The organism is Cytobacillus sp. IB215665, assembly GCF_033963835.1.
Taxonomy (GTDB): domain Bacteria; phylum Bacillota; class Bacilli; order Bacillales; family SM2101; genus Nanhaiella.
Map to the genome: position 1 here is coordinate 47,540 of NZ_JAXBME010000009.1, position 17,202 is coordinate 64,741.

General features: G+C 35.6%; 11 protein-coding genes and 1 other annotated feature. Of the genes, 3 read left to right on the top strand and 8 right to left on the bottom strand.

Annotated features, from left to right (window positions below; all coding sequences use genetic code 11):
- Positions 1–110 precede the first annotated feature (110 nt).
- Entirely contained in the window at positions 111–1,589 is a 1,479-nt protein-coding gene (locus SLH52_RS12490) for a TIGR00341 family protein (protein WP_320209609.1), read from the bottom strand.
- 190 nt (positions 1,590–1,779) lie between these two features.
- Here SLH52_RS12490 and SLH52_RS12495 point away from each other — a divergent pair, with 190 nt between their 5' ends.
- Both SLH52_RS12495 and SLH52_RS12500 read left to right on the top strand, forming a co-directional pair.
- Positions 1,780–2,703 carry an ABC transporter ATP-binding protein gene (locus tag SLH52_RS12495; RefSeq protein WP_320209610.1) on the top strand — a complete coding sequence of 308 codons (924 nt, stop codon included), beginning with the start codon at positions 1,780–1,782 and terminating at the stop codon, positions 2,701–2,703.
- Entirely contained in the window at positions 2,700–3,800 is a 1,101-nt protein-coding gene (locus SLH52_RS12500; protein ID WP_320209611.1) for an ABC transporter permease, read from the top strand. The genes SLH52_RS12495 and SLH52_RS12500 overlap by 4 nt, the downstream gene beginning before the upstream one ends.
- 207 nt (positions 3,801–4,007) lie before the next feature.
- Here SLH52_RS12500 and SLH52_RS12505 read toward each other — a convergent pair whose 3' ends face one another.
- The 5 genes from SLH52_RS12505 to SLH52_RS12525 form a co-directional block, all read right to left on the bottom strand.
- Positions 4,008–4,823: an MBL fold metallo-hydrolase gene (locus SLH52_RS12505; RefSeq protein ID WP_320209612.1), complete on the bottom strand. Its 816-nt coding sequence runs from the start codon at positions 4,821–4,823 to the stop codon at positions 4,008–4,010.
- A gap of 614 nt (positions 4,824–5,437) precedes the next feature.
- On the bottom strand, positions 5,438–6,202 hold the full coding sequence (locus tag SLH52_RS12510) for a TerC family protein (protein WP_320209613.1): 765 nt from the start codon (positions 6,200–6,202) through the stop codon (positions 5,438–5,440).
- 650 nt (positions 6,203–6,852) lie between these two features.
- Complete coding sequence (ileS, locus tag SLH52_RS12515) at positions 6,853–9,942, bottom strand: isoleucine--tRNA ligase (protein ID WP_320209614.1); 3,090 nt, start codon at positions 9,940–9,942, stop codon at positions 6,853–6,855.
- Between the two features lie 290 nt (positions 9,943–10,232).
- Positions 10,233–10,469 (bottom strand) — a binding site (T-box leader).
- A 71-nt stretch (positions 10,470–10,540) separates the two neighbouring features.
- Positions 10,541–11,116 carry an ATP-dependent Clp endopeptidase proteolytic subunit ClpP gene (gene clpP, locus SLH52_RS12520; protein WP_320209615.1) on the bottom strand — a complete coding sequence of 192 codons (576 nt, stop codon included), beginning with the start codon at positions 11,114–11,116 and terminating at the stop codon, positions 10,541–10,543.
- Positions 11,117–11,141: 25 nt separating this feature from the next.
- Positions 11,142–11,861, bottom strand: a complete 720-nt coding sequence (locus tag SLH52_RS12525; RefSeq protein ID WP_320209616.1) for a sigma-70 family RNA polymerase sigma factor — start codon at positions 11,859–11,861, stop codon at positions 11,142–11,144.
- A 341-nt stretch (positions 11,862–12,202) separates the two neighbouring features.
- Here SLH52_RS12525 and SLH52_RS12530 point away from each other — a divergent pair, with 341 nt between their 5' ends.
- Complete coding sequence (locus SLH52_RS12530) at positions 12,203–13,585, top strand: alkaline phosphatase (protein WP_320209617.1); 1,383 nt, start codon at positions 12,203–12,205, stop codon at positions 13,583–13,585.
- A gap of 347 nt (positions 13,586–13,932) precedes the next feature.
- On the opposite strand, the gene SLH52_RS12535 is transcribed toward SLH52_RS12530, so the two are convergent.
- On the bottom strand, positions 13,933–16,497 hold the full coding sequence (locus SLH52_RS12535; protein WP_320209618.1) for a PEP/pyruvate-binding domain-containing protein: 2,565 nt from the start codon (positions 16,495–16,497) through the stop codon (positions 13,933–13,935).
- Complete coding sequence (locus tag SLH52_RS12540) at positions 16,490–17,173, bottom strand: TetR/AcrR family transcriptional regulator (RefSeq protein WP_320209619.1); 684 nt, start codon at positions 17,171–17,173, stop codon at positions 16,490–16,492. The genes SLH52_RS12535 and SLH52_RS12540 overlap by 8 nt, the downstream gene beginning before the upstream one ends.
- Positions 17,174–17,202: the final 29 nt, after the last annotated feature.

The window sequence follows — 17,202 nt, forward strand, 5'->3', positions numbered from 1 at the left end:
ATTTTGTTGAAAGATAAACATGCAAATTTGACCCATAAAACTATGAAATTGACCGATAAGAGCAAAACCATTATGCCCGAAAAAAGCGTTCATAAGATTTATATAGAAGATTACGATGCATCATTTGTTTGATCTTCTGAAACAGACTCTTCAGTTTCTTCTTCCTTCACTTCTGGATCCTCTTTTACACTCTCCTCCACTTCTTGCTCTTCATCAATTACCGGCTCGTTATACCGCAAAACGACCATGACCTTTCGTTTGAGCTTACTTTCTAAGACACTTTCAATCGTTTTCTTAAATTGATCATCTAATATGGAACCCCCGTCAATAGTAAGTTCAACTAAATAAGCCCCTGTCCCACGCTGATACTGAAACATAAAATCTTCAAGTGCGGTATCTTCGAATAATAGCAGTTTTTCTGATACTACTTGTTCGATAACTTCTTCAGGTGTACCTGTTTCGATGACTTCAACAATTTTTTCTTCAGGTTCCGGGAATAACGACTGAAAAGCATTAGTGGAACTCTCGTTACTTACTTTTTGAACGAGTGTCACATCTGCTTCCAACTTTACAGGTGAAGCTAACTTATATTCCAAACTATTCTCAAGCTTGCGAATATCCTCTGGATAGATGACTCTCTCAGTATTTAGTTCTGTATTAATTGTATATTCATTTTCCTCTTTGCTAAATTCAACGGACACAATTTTTGATTCAGGTGAGAGAACAGTTAACCCTTCTTCAAGTGCGTTCCTAATTGTTTTCTCTGTCCTATCCGCCTCTATAGAATTCGCCATAAATATGATCAATGGAATACAAATTAAAACGAGCAATGTAAATGGATAAATGATATTGTTCGTTACTAGTTTACTAAACAATGTTTTGCGTTCTTCGTTAACGGATATGTTTAAATAATTTGATAGCGTCGGATTGGTAAATCCAGCAATTTTAAAAATAATAATCCCTATCACGATAATTGCTACCATATTTGCAAGAAATAATAGTAATGCACCTGCAGCGTATTGAAATTCTTGCTTGGCAATCGTAATTCCAACTACACATAATGGGGGCATTAGCGCGGTAGCTATCGCCACCCCAGGTAATGTAGCACCTGATCTATAACATATCGCATATGTCCCTGCGGCCCCGGAAGCTAAAGCAATAATTAAATCAATTAATGTAGGCTCTGTTCTAGCAAGAATTTCTGGTGTTAAATCTGAAACTGGTAGTAGTAAAGTTAATAGTGCTGACAAGATGATAGCAATTGACGCCCCGATAAACTCTGCTTTCATCGTCACCCGCAATAGTTTGTTATTCCCGTTAATCAATGCAAGTGCACTACCTAGAATCGGGTTCATCAGTGGCGCTATTAACATGGCACCTATAATTACCGCGGTACTATTTGATAATAAACCGTATGTTGCTACTGAACATGACAAAACAACCATGACGTAATAATACGTATCTGGTCTAGCTTCTTTCCTTATACTTTTAATAATCCGATTTCTATCATTTACAGATAGTATACGTTTAAGCTTCTTTACCTCATTTACGTGCCCAAATTCATCGGCATCGCTGATTCTTTCTTCCATATTATTTTTTCCTCACTAGTTTTAAATGAATTATACATCTGATCTTAATAGATTAGAAGATTATTGTAAAAATAAACTAGTCAACGCATGCTTTTATAGTGTGAAAAACAAAACAATCGTATCCATATTAGGAAAATGCTACAATAATATTTATGGGAGTTTCACTAGTACTAGCGAGGAGGGCACATACATGGAACAAGCACCAATTATTGAAGTTCAAAAACTTGTGAAAAGGTATGGGGATTTCACCGCTGTCAACGGCGTGGAGTTCAATGTTTATAAAGGTGAAGTATTCGGCTTATTAGGGCCGAATGGTGCAGGTAAAACAACAACGATGGAGATGTTAGTTGGCCTACGTAAACCAGATGATGGCACTGCAACAATTGCAAGTTTTGATATAAAAAAAGAAATGAAAAAGGTTAAAAATGTTATCGGTGTTCAACTACAATCTACTTCATTATTTGAGTTACTTAAAGTTGAGGAGATTTTAGAGCTATATGCAAGTTTTTACTCTACTAACGTCTCAATCCCAGCATTAATAGACGAGATGATTTTGACTGAAAAGAAAAATGATCGAGTTAAAGCTCTGTCTGGTGGACAAAAGCAACGTCTAGCAATCGCGCTAGCATTAATTCATGATCCGCAAATTTTATTCCTTGATGAGCCCACAACAGGATTAGATCCACAAGCAAGAAGAACCTTATGGGACATTATTCTTAAATTAAAAGAAAGAGGTAAATCCATTATGCTGTCTACCCATTATATGGATGAAGCTCATATCTTATGTGATCGCATTGCTATCATGGATCGAGGTCATTTAATCGCATTAGATACTCCTCCAAACTTAGTAAAGAATCTTCAATCAGATAGTGCCGTTGAATTTCGACTACAAGGTGGAAATGGCACAGATTTCTCAAACATAGATGGCGTCAAACAAGTTGGTCAACGAGAAAATGTATATGTCCTATATACAGACCATTTACAAAACACGTTAACTAGCCTCATCGAAACAGCTTCAAATGAGCATCTTGAATTAATAGACTTACAAACGAGAACCGCCACATTAGAAGATGTGTTTATACATATGACAGGAAGGAGTTTGAGAGAGGAATGAAAGCGTATTGGCAATTAACTTTAGCTCAACTTCGCATATTTGCACGTAATCGGCAAGTATTATTTTGGACATTATTTTTCCCTGTATTTCTCATGCTGATGCTTGGCTCATTCCTCGGATCAGGCAATAGCATCTCTCTTTCATTAGCTATTATAGATGAAGAGAAATCGGAGCAGAGTCGCGAATTTATTGCGGTTTTTGAAAACAATGAAACGATTCAATTAGAGCAAGACATCACCGAAGAAGACGCTTTAGATTTATTAAAAAAAGGTGATTTTCAGCTTGTAGTCATTATTCCTGAAGGTTTTTCTGAAAGTATGACCGAAGTAAATGAAGATGAACCTGTATTTCAGATCCCAGTATATTATAATGAAACAAATTTTGCAGTTTCTCAAATTGGCTTAACACTTGTTGATAGTGTAGTTGATGGAATTAGTAAGCAAATGGTTGACTATCATCCTGTCGTAGTGACAGAATCACAAGGTGTTGAAGCCTTAGATCTACAATATATTGATTTTCTTGTACCAGGAATCGTAGCAATGATGATTATGAGTAACAACATGAACGGTGTTGCAGGACAAATTTCAGCGTGGAGAGAGCGAGGCATTTTACGTAGAATGCAAGGCACAACACTTAAGGCTTCTACTTTTATTGCTGCACAAATAACTGCAAGGTTATTACTTAATGGCTTACAAGCAATGATTGTTTTGCTCATTGGAAATATCGTTTTTGATGTTCAAGTAAGTGGCTCATGGCTTAACCTCACCTTATTTGTCATTTTAGGGACGTTAGCATTTATGGCTATTGGCTTTATTATTGCCGGAATTGCCAAAACACCAGAAAGTGCAGCTCCGATTGCAGGCTTTCTATCATTCCCTATGCTATTTTTAGGAGGCGTATTTTTCCCAATTAACAATATGCCTGACTTTTTACAGCCTGTTGTTAAATTGCTTCCTATTTCACATCTGAGCACAGCTTTACGTGAAATTATGAATGTAGGTGCGTCACTTACAACTATGTGGCTAGAAGCGATCATCTTGATCGGTTGGCTAATAGGTGCATTTATCGTGGCAAGCTTCACGTTTAAGTGGGAATAACTTAATAAAAACCACAACAAAGCAGCCGATGTTACTGTTTTAGCAAACACATCGGCTGTTTTCAAATTAGAAAATCGTGACATCTTTTCTTCTGTAAAATGATGATGAACATATAATCGATTATTGACATAAATATTAAAATCATAATTTACAAAATAACCAATCAATTAAAGTACATAATCTATATTTTTTCGCCAATTCAGAGAATTAGCCTAACAACTTCTCTTCATTAAGAATTGACTGTACGATATGCGATGATGAATTTTCAAATAAGGAAAAATAATTAAGAGGAGTTCTTTTCGGAAAAAGCTGTTTTTGAATTTCTTTTGGAGATAACCCTTTTGCGTGAAGTGTAAGTACTTTATGTTGAATATCTTCCAAATAGGCTAACTTTATTGCAATTTTATTTCTACCATCCTCAAGCATACCTGCATGTGAGCAAAACATTGTTGTAAAATCGTACGTTAATATTTTTTTCATAGATTCGATTAATACAGGAACAGATTCAAACGCAAACATGGATTTTGGTCGTGACATTAAGTAAAGATCGCCACTAAATAACCAACCAGTATCCTTGTTAAATAAGACAACATGATCGTGAGCATGGCCTGGGGTATGAATGACTTCAAATTTATATTTCTCTGTTTCAATTATTGGAGGGATTGCTTGAGGTGTAAAAGGCTTCCTATTCCCCCAAAACAACCTTCTATACAACGGTATAGGTTTTACGTGCGTGCAGTCATCTATACCTGATTCGTGAACATACATCGGCACATCATAATGATCTTGTATCCATTTCGATAACCCTGTATGATCTTCATGATGATGAGTATGAACAACTTGTGTAAAAGGTATCGTTTTTATATGTGATTTTAGTACATTCTCAATGCTGCTAGGACCAGTATCAATTAACAGTCCATCAACAAAGTATAAATAGCTTTTTAGCTTGACGTTCATAAAAGATACAGTGGATTGGACTATTTTTACTCCTTGATGTTCAAAATGAGTTAGCACCTTTTTCATTCCTTTCAAATCCATCTTTTTATAATAGTATAATTTATTTAATAAAATACTGACAAGTAATTTTTAGATAATTATGAATTTTAGTTATGAAATATAATTTTATAATAAACATAAGAATGACAAACTATTATGCTAGTCAAATATCTTAGTGAATGATTGATGATACACGACGTACTAGAGCCCTTTTAATAGATTTGACTGATAAAACAAGATAAAAAAATTAAAGGTGAAGTACTTCAAGATGACAATATAAAAATTCCTCATGTATGCTCAGGTCAAAATAAAAATGACCAGCAAGACGCCTTGGGATATACAAAAGTAAAAAGGATGCATTCACAAATTTTAGAACAATTCTTTCCACCTTGGGTTGTTTGAGTTGGACAATGCTTTAAAGAGAGCAAGAGAATTAAATATTGATACGGAGGGGTTAGTAGGCACAGAAATAATAAATTTGGTCAATGCGCAAACGAGCGAGAAGGAATTTTAGTAAAGAGCAGAAAGAAAAAAGGATAGAAAAAGCAGCAAATAATGTGCTTCTTCTATCCTTCTATTATATCTAATCACTTCCGCTAAACCGCAATGCTCACCGTTAAGCAATCAAATATTTTTGCTTATTATTCCCCTAGTTCAGTTCCTTCAGTATTACTTCTTACGTCAGCCTGTTTACCACTTCTTCTAACATAATGAATAATGAAGGTAACACCGAATACCGCTAATAAAATTCCAAAAAACAGTCCTTCCTCGACATGGATGCCTAAAGTGGCAGCAGCGAGCATTTTTAGACCGATAATGGCAATTAATACAAATGCAGCTGTTTCAAGCTCAGGTATACGCTCTATAAGCGCTAAAAATACTTGAGCAATACCACGCATCATTAATACGCCTAACATACCACCGATAAAAATAACCCAAATCTCACTCGAGACACCAAAAGCAGCTATAACACTATCAATACTAAAAGCGATGTCCATGAGCTCCACAGCAAGCACTGTTCTCCAAAAGCCCATTTTCTTGTTTTTCACTTTTTTTTCGTTATGCTTCTTAATAAAGTGAGAAATCGCAAGCCAAAGCAAATATGCTCCACCGAGAATTTTTACCCACGTAATTTTAATTAAAATGACACCTAAGCCAATCGCAAGGAAGCGGAACACATATGCACCAAGAATACCATAGAATAAAGCTTTCTTCTTTTGTTTTTCAGGAAGGTGTTTAACCATAACCGCTAAAACTAACGCATTATCAGCCGATAAAATACCTTCTAAAATAATTAAACTACCGATAATAGTCCAATTAGTAGGGTCTGATACGACTTGTTTAATTGCTTCTAGTGAAAAAAATGATGCATAGCTATTAAATATTTCTTGAAAAAATTCTATCATAAAGCTTCATTTTCCCCTTCAATTACGATCTTATCGATCTTAATAATATATCCATTGTAACTTTTGCTAGATTGTATGATTTAACTCTAGTACAAAAAATCTTACTAGGTTTTTATTTGTATCTCTCTTTTTTAATTGGATATGTTAAAGCTCACAAATTTTAATTATAATCGTTTCTTACATGTAAGTAAATAAATACTCCGAACCATACTTGCATGATCATTATCTATATAGCTAAGCTTTAAAGTAATAGAAGATAATAATAAAGGTCTATCCCATTCTCAACATTTCTTATAGACTACGTTAAACAGCATAAATCAGGTGGCTAGTTTCTCCACCTGATCTTGTACTTTCAATAAATATGAGTGACTTGCTCTATAATCAAGGTATAAACACAATATCACATCTTTGTCCTAGGCTCTTTCCATAAACTTTGATGCTTTTATTAACAAATTTGTACCATAAGAAGTGACTTTAAATTTTCGTCATCATTTTACAGTAGAAAAGATTCCACGAACGTTAGTGATAATTGTGTTTAGCTCTTATGGCGCAAAGCAACACTTAATACGAAAACAGCCTTTTCCATAAAACCTCTTATAGCTGTTCCGATTTTTTAAGGATAGCAACAGATTTCATTTTAGCTACCTATTTTACTTAATAACAATTCGAGCCGTATCGTTTCCTACCTTTACTTCTTCATAATTTGTTAAGGATTCAACAAATTCAAGTTCGTTCACTAATAAGTTCTCACGTAATAAATGTTCAAAGCTATTCACTGCTTGTAGCGTTTCATCGTCAAGCTGCAGTGAAATATCGATTCTTTTTTCAACAGGCAACAATAATTTCTTGCGATATTCTTGAACCGCACGAATGAGTTCACGAACTTTCCCTTCATGTAAAAGCTCAGTTGTTAATTGTGTGTCCATAAGAACCGTAACTAAAGCCCCTTCTGCCATTTGATATTCGCCAACTGTTGATTTTTCAACAATGATATCCTCTAAACTTACCTCAAACTTATTACCATCCACTTCCACAGTAAGTTCTTTCGTTTCTAACAGGTCTGCCACTTCATTTGCTGATTGACTTTGAAGATGCTGATGAATGTGACTACTGTATTTGCCATATTTAGAGCCAGCTTTTTTAAAATTCAACTTTAAGGAATAATGAAAATATTGACTCTCATCACTCTCATTCATAATCACTTTAACATTTAATTCTTCTTTAATGATGTCAGTGTGACTTTGTAACCGTGTGAACTTCTCATCTTTGGTCATGATAATAAGCTGTTGAAGTGGCTGTTTCACTTTCAATCCTGCATTATTCCGAGCTTGCCTTCCGAGTTCTACAATTTGGCGTGTTGCATCCATTTCAAGTTCAAGCTGATTATTAATGATTGTTTCTTCCACTACAGGATAATCGCTTAAGTGCACACTTTCTCCTGTCAAGTTCTCAAAGACATCATCAGCAACAAACGGAGTAAACGGAGCTAACAATTGACTGCTTTTCGTTAGCACTTCATAAAGCGTCGCATAAGCAGCTAGTTTATCATCGTCCATTCCTTCTCGCCAAAAACGGTGGCGCGATCTTCTTACATACCAATTGCTTACTTCATCAATAAAAGTACTCAATAACCTTGCAGCTAAGGTGAATTGATAATCGTCAACATACAACTTAACTTCTCGAATCGTACTATTTAAGCGAGATAACACCCAATAATCTAGGCTCGTATAGTGAACATTGGTAAATAAATCAGGTGAAATTTGATCAATACTCGCATATAACGTATAAAAACTATGCACATTTACAAACGTGTCAACGAGTTTAGACTTAGCTTCCGCAACGACTGTTTTCGAAAAACGCTTTGAATTCCAAGGAGCACTATCTGCAATAAGCGCCCACCTTAACGCATCCGCACCAAATTCTTCAATTAATTCTAGCGGATCAAGAACATTCCCTTTACTTTTAGACATCTTTTGGCCGTTTTCATCGAGAATATGACCGAGTGAAAGTACTCTTTTATATGGAGCTTTTCCTGTGAATAATGTTGAGATTGCTAACAAACTATAAAACCAACCTCTAGTTTGGTCGATACCTTCAGCAATAACATCAGCAGGAAATTGATCTTTAAACAATTCTCCGTTCTCAAATGGGTAATGGTGTTGAGCAAATGGCATTGAGCCACTGTCAAACCATACATCTACTACCTCTGGAGTACGGTTCATATTGCCCCCACAGCTTCGACATTCAACCTTCACATCGTCAACATAAGGTTTATGCAGTTCCAAATCTTTATCAACATGTTCTACACTATTCGCTTGCAACTCCTGAATGCTTTTTGGGACAAATTGTTGATCGCACTGTTCACATGTCCAAATGTTTAGAGGCGTTCCCCAATAACGATTTCTACTTATATTCCAATCAACAACATTTTCTAAAAATTTGCCGAACCTTCCGTGCTTCACATGTTCTGGGTGCCATATCACCTGTTCGTTATTACTGAGTAGGCGATCCTTCACAGCAGTCATTTTAATAAACCAGCTATCTGTCGCATAGTACAGTAACGGTGAGTCACACCTCCAACAAAAAGGATAGCTATGTTCATATTTTTGCTTATGAAACAAAAGATTGTTTGCTGCTAAATATTTGATAATATCTACATCACAATCTTTAACAAACCTACCTGCAAACATCGGGAGGTCATCTGTGTAACGTCCTGATTCATTAACTACATTCACGAAACTTAACTCATATTGTTGTGCAGCGCGATAATCATCTTCTCCATATGCTGGTGCAATATGGACGACACCCGTTCCGTTACTATCAGTTACAAAATCCGCCTCAATAACAATATGACCTTTCTCTACAGGGATGTTGTCAAATGGCGCTTCATAAGCTACTCCTACTAGCTCATTCCCCTTCATTCGTGAAAGAAGTTGATAATTATCTTGTAGTACATTTTCAGCCAATGCTTCTGCTACGTAATATACCTCTTTGCCTTTTTTAGCTTTTACATAGGTTATTTGAGGATTAACAGCTAATGCAACATTTGCAGGAAGCGTCCAAGGTGTTGTCGTCCAACCAAGAAGATATTCATGTTCACGATTTTTTATAGGAAATTTGACAGTTACACTTAAATCCTTTACGTCTTTATACCCTTGTGCAACTTCATGGGAGCTTAACGATGTTTGGCAGCTAGGACAATATGGTGACACACGATGTCCTTTATATAAAAGGCCTTGCTCATGAACCGTTCCAAGAATATGCCATACACTTTCGATATAACTATTTTCTAATGTCACATACGGATCCTCTACATCCACCCAATAACCAATTAGCTCTGTAAAGTTGCTCCATTGTTGTTCATAAGCAAATACACTTTCTTTACACTTGTTTATAAATTTTTCGATCCCATATTTTTCGATATCATGCTTACCCGATATTCCTAATTGCTTTTCAACACCTAATTCTACAGGTAAGCCATGTGTATCCCATCCTGCTTTGCGTAACACTTTATATCCAGCCATCGTTTTATAACGTGCGACTAAATCTTTAATAACACGACCTAATACGTGCCCTGCATGGGGTAAGCCATTTGCAGTGGGCGGTCCTTCGTAAAAAACAAAGCTTGTGCTTTCTTCTCTGTTGCTAATTGATTGTTTAAAAGTACCCTCTTTTTTCCAACGTTGTTGGACTCTCGTTTCTCTATCGCTTGCTTGTTCTTTCACATCAACCTTTCTCACAGTACCACTCCTTTTAATTTTGGCTGTTCGTATTATTGTTTTCGCTTTGAAAGTTTCATGGCATCTTCATACCATGATTGACTGTTGTAATTTAATAAGGCTGTTTTCGCATTGATCGTTGCTTCCGTTCTTAGATTTTTAGGACCAATACTTCTAGAGTTCGTACCATCTTTTCTACTTCATACTGTCCATATTTAGTAAAAATAACAACAAAGCTTATGAAAGAGCCTTTAATAAACGTAACAATGGATACGAAAAGAGCCTAAAAGCACACAAAAAACCCCATCCCTATAAGGGACGGGGTATCCGCGGTACCACCCTTTTTCTATCGACGCCGGTCAATAGCACTTAGCAACGTACAATCATACGTGTTCCTATTAACGGGGGAAATCCGTTCAAGCTTACTTCATTCAGCTTGACTTCTCGGAGATGATTGTTCAACTAAAGTCCGAACGCTAGCTTTCAGCACCTACTAGCTCTCTGGAGGACGGTTCATTTAGTTTACTTGTTCTCGTCATCAAATTTTGTGTGCTTTTATTAAAAAGTATATTAATGGATATTTATTTTGGTGTCAAGAAATTTCTCATATACTTGCTGATTAGCTAATGATGTCATCAATAAGCCCATATTCCTTTGCTTCTTTTGCACTCATGAAATTGTCTCTATCTGTATCTCTAGACACTTTATCGAGTGATTGCCCTGTACGATCAGCAATGATTTGATTAATATGTGATCGAAGCTTGACAATTCGGTTAGCTGAAATTTCTATATCTGTCGCTTGACCTTTAGCACCTCCTAAAGGCTGATGAATCATGACTTCACTATTTGGAAGCGCATAACGTTTCCCTTTTGTTCCACCAAGTAAAAGCATTGCACCAAAGGATGCCGCCATACCAGTGCATATCGTTCGTACATCAGGTTGGATATATTGCATCGTATCAAAAATCGCAAAGCCTGCTGAAGTCGAACCACCTGGACTGTTAATATAGAGGGAAATATCTTTCTCTTCATCATTAGCTTGTAAAAATAATAGCTGTGCTACTACACTTTGAGCCATATGGTCATTGATTTCTTCACTAACCATAATAATACGATCCTTCAAAAGCCTTGAGTATATATCATAGGAACGCTCTCCACGACTTGTTTGCTCAATGACATAAGGTATTGTACTCATTTCTTTCCTCCATCATCATATTTATCTATGCTGCCATAGAAACTATGCCTGCCCGAGAGGATATTGGACGTATCAACTTACTATTACATACAGGCTTTTCACTATCACTACTTAGAGAATCAATACTTGGAATCACGCGGATAAGTATTTCAGGATCTTGCATTTTTAATGACAAATAAAAAGAAGTGATTAACTGTTCTTGTTCTTGCTCTGGCCATAAGCAATGAACTAGTGACAATGGGTCATCAAGTGAAATGTTTTTTATCCGCTTTTTTCCACGATGAAGTATACTTTTAACAGCCGTTTCTGTCGTTGTTAAAATGTTTGCAATTTCAGTAATTTGATATTGAAATGCTTCCTTTAAGATAAAAACGACCGCTTGCTTCGGTGTTAATTTTGACACTAATTTTTGGATGATATCTAAAGAATGCTCTAAGTGATCAACGTCAGTAACTATCGTTTCCGGAGTAGATTCAATTGTTTCACGCTGTCTTTTTCGACAACTATCAATCCATTGATGATAAGCTATTTTATTTAACAATGCGGAATTCACATCAGGCAAATCCTTATACCGCTGAAGTGCTTTGAGCAAAGTTTCTTGTACAAGGTCATCCCCATCCCAACTATTTTGAGAAAGAAAATAACAGTATTTTGTTAGCTTCTCATAATTCTTTTCTAATTCATTTAATGACAAGGCTGTATGTTGATCGTCCAAGTTCGTGCAAGATTTAGCATTTGTGTACACATCTACTCCTCCTTTTTGCACCTCTCAATATATAAAACGAATAACGATAAAAAAAAGATACGGCTAAAAAAATTTTTCTTGCCTTTTTTCAATAAACTTGAAAGCAAGATGATGAATTACAAGTATTTACTAACAACATTACAGTTAAACAAAGGTAATCCTCCTAGCTTAGTATTCTCTTTTAAAGTACGTTTCACCATTAGTCATTATTCGATCATCGACATCCCATTATTTTACCAATTTACATTTTATTTACTAAATGTTAGTAATTTATCAATACCTCTTTTACATTTTTCTCTTAAACTATTATGTGATCAAACATATAGGGAGGAAATAATGTTATGAAAAAATGGAATTGGAAGAAGTCACTGTTACCTGTGGCACTTGTTAGTACATTAACAGTAAGCAGTATCGGTCTTTTGCATGGTGAAGAAAAAGTTGTTAATGCAGCCTCATCAAAAAATGGCAAAGTAAAGAATGTGATCTTTATGGTCGGTGACGGAATGGGTGTTCCTTATATGACAGCTCTTCGTTATATGAATGATAATCCAGACACAGAGCAATATGAAAAAACTGCTTTTGATCCATATTTAGTAGGATTACAAACTACATACCCAGACGATCATGAAGAAAATGTTGTTGATTCTGCTGCAGCTGCAACAGCAATGTCTGGTGGTATAAAAACATATAATGGCGCTATTGCTGTAGATAATGATAAATCAGATGTAAAAACAGTTCTTGAGCAAGCAAAAGAAGGTGGTATGGCAACAGGGTTAGTAGCTACATCACAAATCAATCATGCTACACCAGCCGCATATGCTGCTCACGATGAATCTAGAAAGAATTACGATCAAATCGCGGATGATTATTATGATGACCTCATTAACGAAGAGCATAAAGTGGACGTTTTGCTCGGAGGCGGTACATCATACTTCGATCGCGAAGACCGCAACTTAACTAAGCTATTCCAAAAGGATGGATATAGTTATGTTACAACACGTGATGAATTGTTAAAAGATAAAAATGACCAAATCCTAGGTTTATTTGCTCCGAAAGGTATGGACAAAATGATTGACCGTACTGCTGATATTCCTTCTTTACAAGATATGACAAAAACAGCAATTGAGCGCTTAAGCAAGGATAAAGACGGCTTTTTCTTAATGGTAGAAGGCAGTCAAATAGATTGGGCGGGTCACGATAATGATATCGTCGCAGCCATGAGTGAAATGCAAGATTTTGAAAATGCCTTTAAAGAAGTGATTGAGTTTGCTAAAAAAGATGGTGACACACTTGTTGTTGTGACAGCTGACCATTCAACTGGAGGATTCTCTATCGGAGCTAACGGTGTTTATAACTTCTTCGTTGAGCCGATCAATGCATTTAAGAAAACTCCTGATTACATTGCTAATGAAATTGTTGAAGGACTAGAAGTAGAAAAAGCCTTAAGCAAGTACATTGATTTAGAATTAACTGAAGAAGAAATACAATCTGTAAAAACTGCTGCTAATGCTGAAGAAGATACATTTACTGTTATTGACAATGCTATCGAAGTTATTGTAAATACTCGTTCTCTATCTGGCTGGACGACAGGTGGACATACTGGTGAAGAAGTGCCAGTATATGCATATGGTCCTCAAAAGGAATTATTTGCAGGCTTCATTGACAATACAGACCACGGAAAAATCATTGCTGAATTATTAGAAGATAAGAACAAGAAAAAGTAGGTTTTAAGAGGGTGCTATCATTTGATGGTACCCTCTATCACATATTCTAGTAAAATTTTAGCGTGCTTGTGATGTTCAAAATGAAGCAATTAGCTCAGGTTTACTCACCCTACGACTCATTTGTCTTAGGATATTTTCACAACAGTTGTTGTTATTCTAAGAAATGAGCACTTATAAAATGGCATTTTCTCATACTTTTTTAAAGCGTTACAATGGAATAAAAACTCATTTGCTCTTGTGATTTCTAAAAAGCAGCCGCAAAGTTACGATAAGAACGTTCGTGTAAAATATGAATATAGACTTAAGGAATACAAAGCTAAATTCATAGTTAGTTAATTATTCATATCTTATTGTTTTATTATTTCAACCGTACCAGTCTCACCGTTAATTCTAACCATTTGTCCATCCTTCAATGTTGCTGTTGCAGAAGGTATACCGACAACTGCAGGAATGCCATATTCTCTTGCTACAATTCCACCGTGACTAACAGGTCCACCATACTCCATGATAAGCCCTTTTGCAGTCATGAACAACGGTGTCCAAGCAGGGTTCGTACTTTCAGTAACAAGAATCTCTCCTTCTAATAACTCAGCTTTATTTGGGTCAAAAATAACCCTTACTTTCCCCTCGTAAATACCTGCTGATAAAGGAACACCTTGCAGGATTTTGCTATGCGGATCAACATTTTGAGCCGAGTAAAATGTTGATCCAGTATTTAATACAATGCGAGGGATCGTTGTTCTAGCAAACTCCCTTATATATATTTCTTTGTTCGTTAGAATGGTAGACCTTAATTGCTTCCTACTTCTTATATCCTGCATCCTTAAAAAAAAGATATCTCCTGCATCATCAATTAAGCCGCGCTGCTCATACAACTGACCTACTTCTAACATAACCTCTCTCGCTAGTGCCAACATTCTTACGATATCAAATTTTGGATACTCTCTCATTCCAGCAGCTATTCGATAATCAATGATCATCTTCCTCATTTTCCTAGCTCTTCTTTCACCTTTTAATACTTTAATTCTCTCAAATATTTCATTAATTAACTGATCTGCTTTTTGCGCATTCCCAAGAACTTCGTCAATGTTCCGATTGTACATTTGATCTACCATATACGATTTTATTAAGTTTATGATATATGTTGGATCCTCTGACCATCTCTTTACACCAAAATCTAATTCAATCGTACTTCTGTGTCCAAATTCCTTTAAAAACTGTCTCACTTTAGGGTGATCTTTTGTTGGTTCTATCCCCTCTTCATCAAAGTACTTTGCCAAATAATTAAGTTCCATACCTAATTCAACAGTTATACAATTTGGGAATGATTTTGTTAGCGGAACGATATCATAATCATCACCTAACATTTTCGAGAGCTTCTTACTAATTTTTGAGAAATTAGCAAATGCTACACAATATAAGGCTTGCTTCTGAGATAATTTGAATGCGTTGACAAGTGTATCCTTAATAAAATCCAACTTCTCTTCAACTGTTTGGAGAGAACATGCAAGCTTCATATGTTCTTCAACTACAGCATGACCTATTTTCTTCATCTGTTCATATCTGTCTTCAGAAGCGATTTTATTAGCTTCAACATATGGCTTAACCATACTAATAGCATATTTGATAATGCCCCAAGGTATTTTAAATTTGATTCCTTGGTTTGTAAACTGTTTCCCATGATGTTTCAATACAGCATTCATCGTACCTTCAAGTGGAAGATCGTTTCCAGCAAAAGCTTTCGCAAATTGCTTTCCAACAAATTTATTTGCTAATAAATAAGTGATGTCAGCAAATATTCTTCCACCAGCCTCTTTTACAAACCCACCATCCAAAGGCTTATTACGACTTGTCATCACGTTTACAATCGTCGGAACCATATGCCCAAACAGTTCAAATCCTAACGGTGTAAAAGGCTCCTTCATTCCTAACATAACTGTACTTACTGATAAATATGCTCTAAGTTTTTCATCTTGAACAAAACTGTCTATCGGGAATAATGAAGTGATATCTCTTGATTGAACAATATATAATTCATCGTTATGATCAAAAGCAAACTCAACGTCTTGAGGTTTACCAAAATACCTCTCCACCTTAACGGCTTCTTTCACAATCAATTCGATGTGTTGATTTTCCAATGAACTAATGTTCTTTAGACGCTCTATTACTGGTACATATTCAATCCCATCTTCGCCATATTGACACAAACGTTCTTTTGAAGATAGTTCTTCTATCAGTACCTTTCCATCCGGCTTTGCTACCGTATACTGGTCTGGATTCACTTCACCACTTACAATTGCTTCTCCAAGCCCATAAGATGCATTAATATATAACTCATTCCTATTCCCTGTAATTGGGTTTGCTGTAAATACGATTCCGGATAACTTTGAGTTGATCATCTCTTGAATGACGACACTATGAGTAAAATCTGACGTAACATCATACTTTGTTCTATAATCAATAGCTCTTTCATTCCAGAGGGACTGCCAGCATAATAGAACTTTGTCAATAATGTCTTTTGTTGTAACGTTTAAATATGTGCTATATTGCCCAGCAAAACTCATTCCAGGTAAATCTTCAACAGTTGAACTACTTCTAACAGCTACACGTCCACTCGAGATTTTAGTCAATTGATCTTCAACGTGCTTTTGTAATTCTATTGAAAACATCTCTTTTGTGAATAATGCTTTTATAGTCAAGGATTTTTCTTTCGTTGACGTCTCTTCTTTTACAATCCTGCTAATTTTTTCTCCTATGAAATTTTTTTGAATGTATGAATTATATGCATCTGAAGTAATAACAAAGCCATTTGGTACCTTTAAGCCTCGATTATACATTTTGCTCAAATTGTACCCTTTGCCTCCAACAGCTTGAAAATCTCCCTCTCCTATTTCATGAAACCATCTAATCATCAAATTCCTCCTTATGCTCAAGCCGCTTTCTAGATTGCTGAACGTATTGAAGGGCTACTTCTTTAATTTGAATCATATTACGAGAAACACCTAATTCACGATTGATAAGATCTTCATTAAAAGCTAACAACATTTCAAATTCTTTATATGCTTCGACATTGGAAGAAAAAATAAGCTTTCTACATATAGAAACTATCCTAATCATTTCTCTAGACCATAATCCAGCCAGCATATTTGGGTGTTTAACATGAAAAATTCCTTCTAGAACACCTTGCAAAATGAGCTGTGTATATAGTTCCGTAGTCATTACTTCAAATTGGTTTGCAAAATTTTTAAGAATGATATGATTTCCATTAAATGAAAAGATTTTTCTCATTTTTGGCCAATCAGGAATTTTACCAAGCTTGTATTCAATCAGCTGTGTAAAAATATGATTCCATAATTCAATAATTGAATGTTGTTGATGTTGAAGAAGCTTCTCATAATCAGCTTTTAATTCATCTATATAACGCGAGGTGATTGCTTCAAGAATTTCATCTTTCGATTTGAAATGATGATAAAATCCCCCCTTTGAACTGCCAGCTAACTTAATAATTTCTGATACTGTTGCTTTTTCAAACCCTTTTTCCGCAAACAAGTCAAACGCTGCTAGTATAATCTTATCTTTTAACTCCAACTTATTAGCCTCCTTTTCAAACAAACCGA

Bases quoted from the DNA above. Each gene is read 5' to 3' on its own strand.
- SLH52_RS12490 (WP_320209609.1), bottom strand. From the start codon at position 1,589: ATGGAAGAAAGAATCAGCGATGCCGATGAATTTGGGCACGTAAATGAG.
- SLH52_RS12505 (WP_320209612.1), bottom strand. From the start codon at position 4,823: ATGAAAAAGGTGCTAACTCATTTTGAACATCAAGGAGTAAAAATAGTC.
- SLH52_RS12535 (WP_320209618.1), bottom strand. From the start codon at position 16,497: ATGATTAGATGGTTTCATGAAATAGGAGAGGGAGATTTTCAAGCTGTT.
- SLH52_RS12495 (WP_320209610.1), top strand. From the start codon at position 1,780: ATGGAACAAGCACCAATTATTGAAGTTCAAAAACTTGTGAAAAGGTAT.
- SLH52_RS12530 (WP_320209617.1), top strand. From the start codon at position 12,203: ATGAAAAAATGGAATTGGAAGAAGTCACTGTTACCTGTGGCACTTGTT.
- SLH52_RS12510 (WP_320209613.1), bottom strand. From the start codon at position 6,202: ATGATAGAATTTTTTCAAGAAATATTTAATAGCTATGCATCATTTTTT.
- clpP (WP_320209615.1), bottom strand. From the start codon at position 11,116: ATGAGTACAATACCTTATGTCATTGAGCAAACAAGTCGTGGAGAGCGT.
- SLH52_RS12500 (WP_320209611.1), top strand. From the start codon at position 2,700: ATGAAAGCGTATTGGCAATTAACTTTAGCTCAACTTCGCATATTTGCA.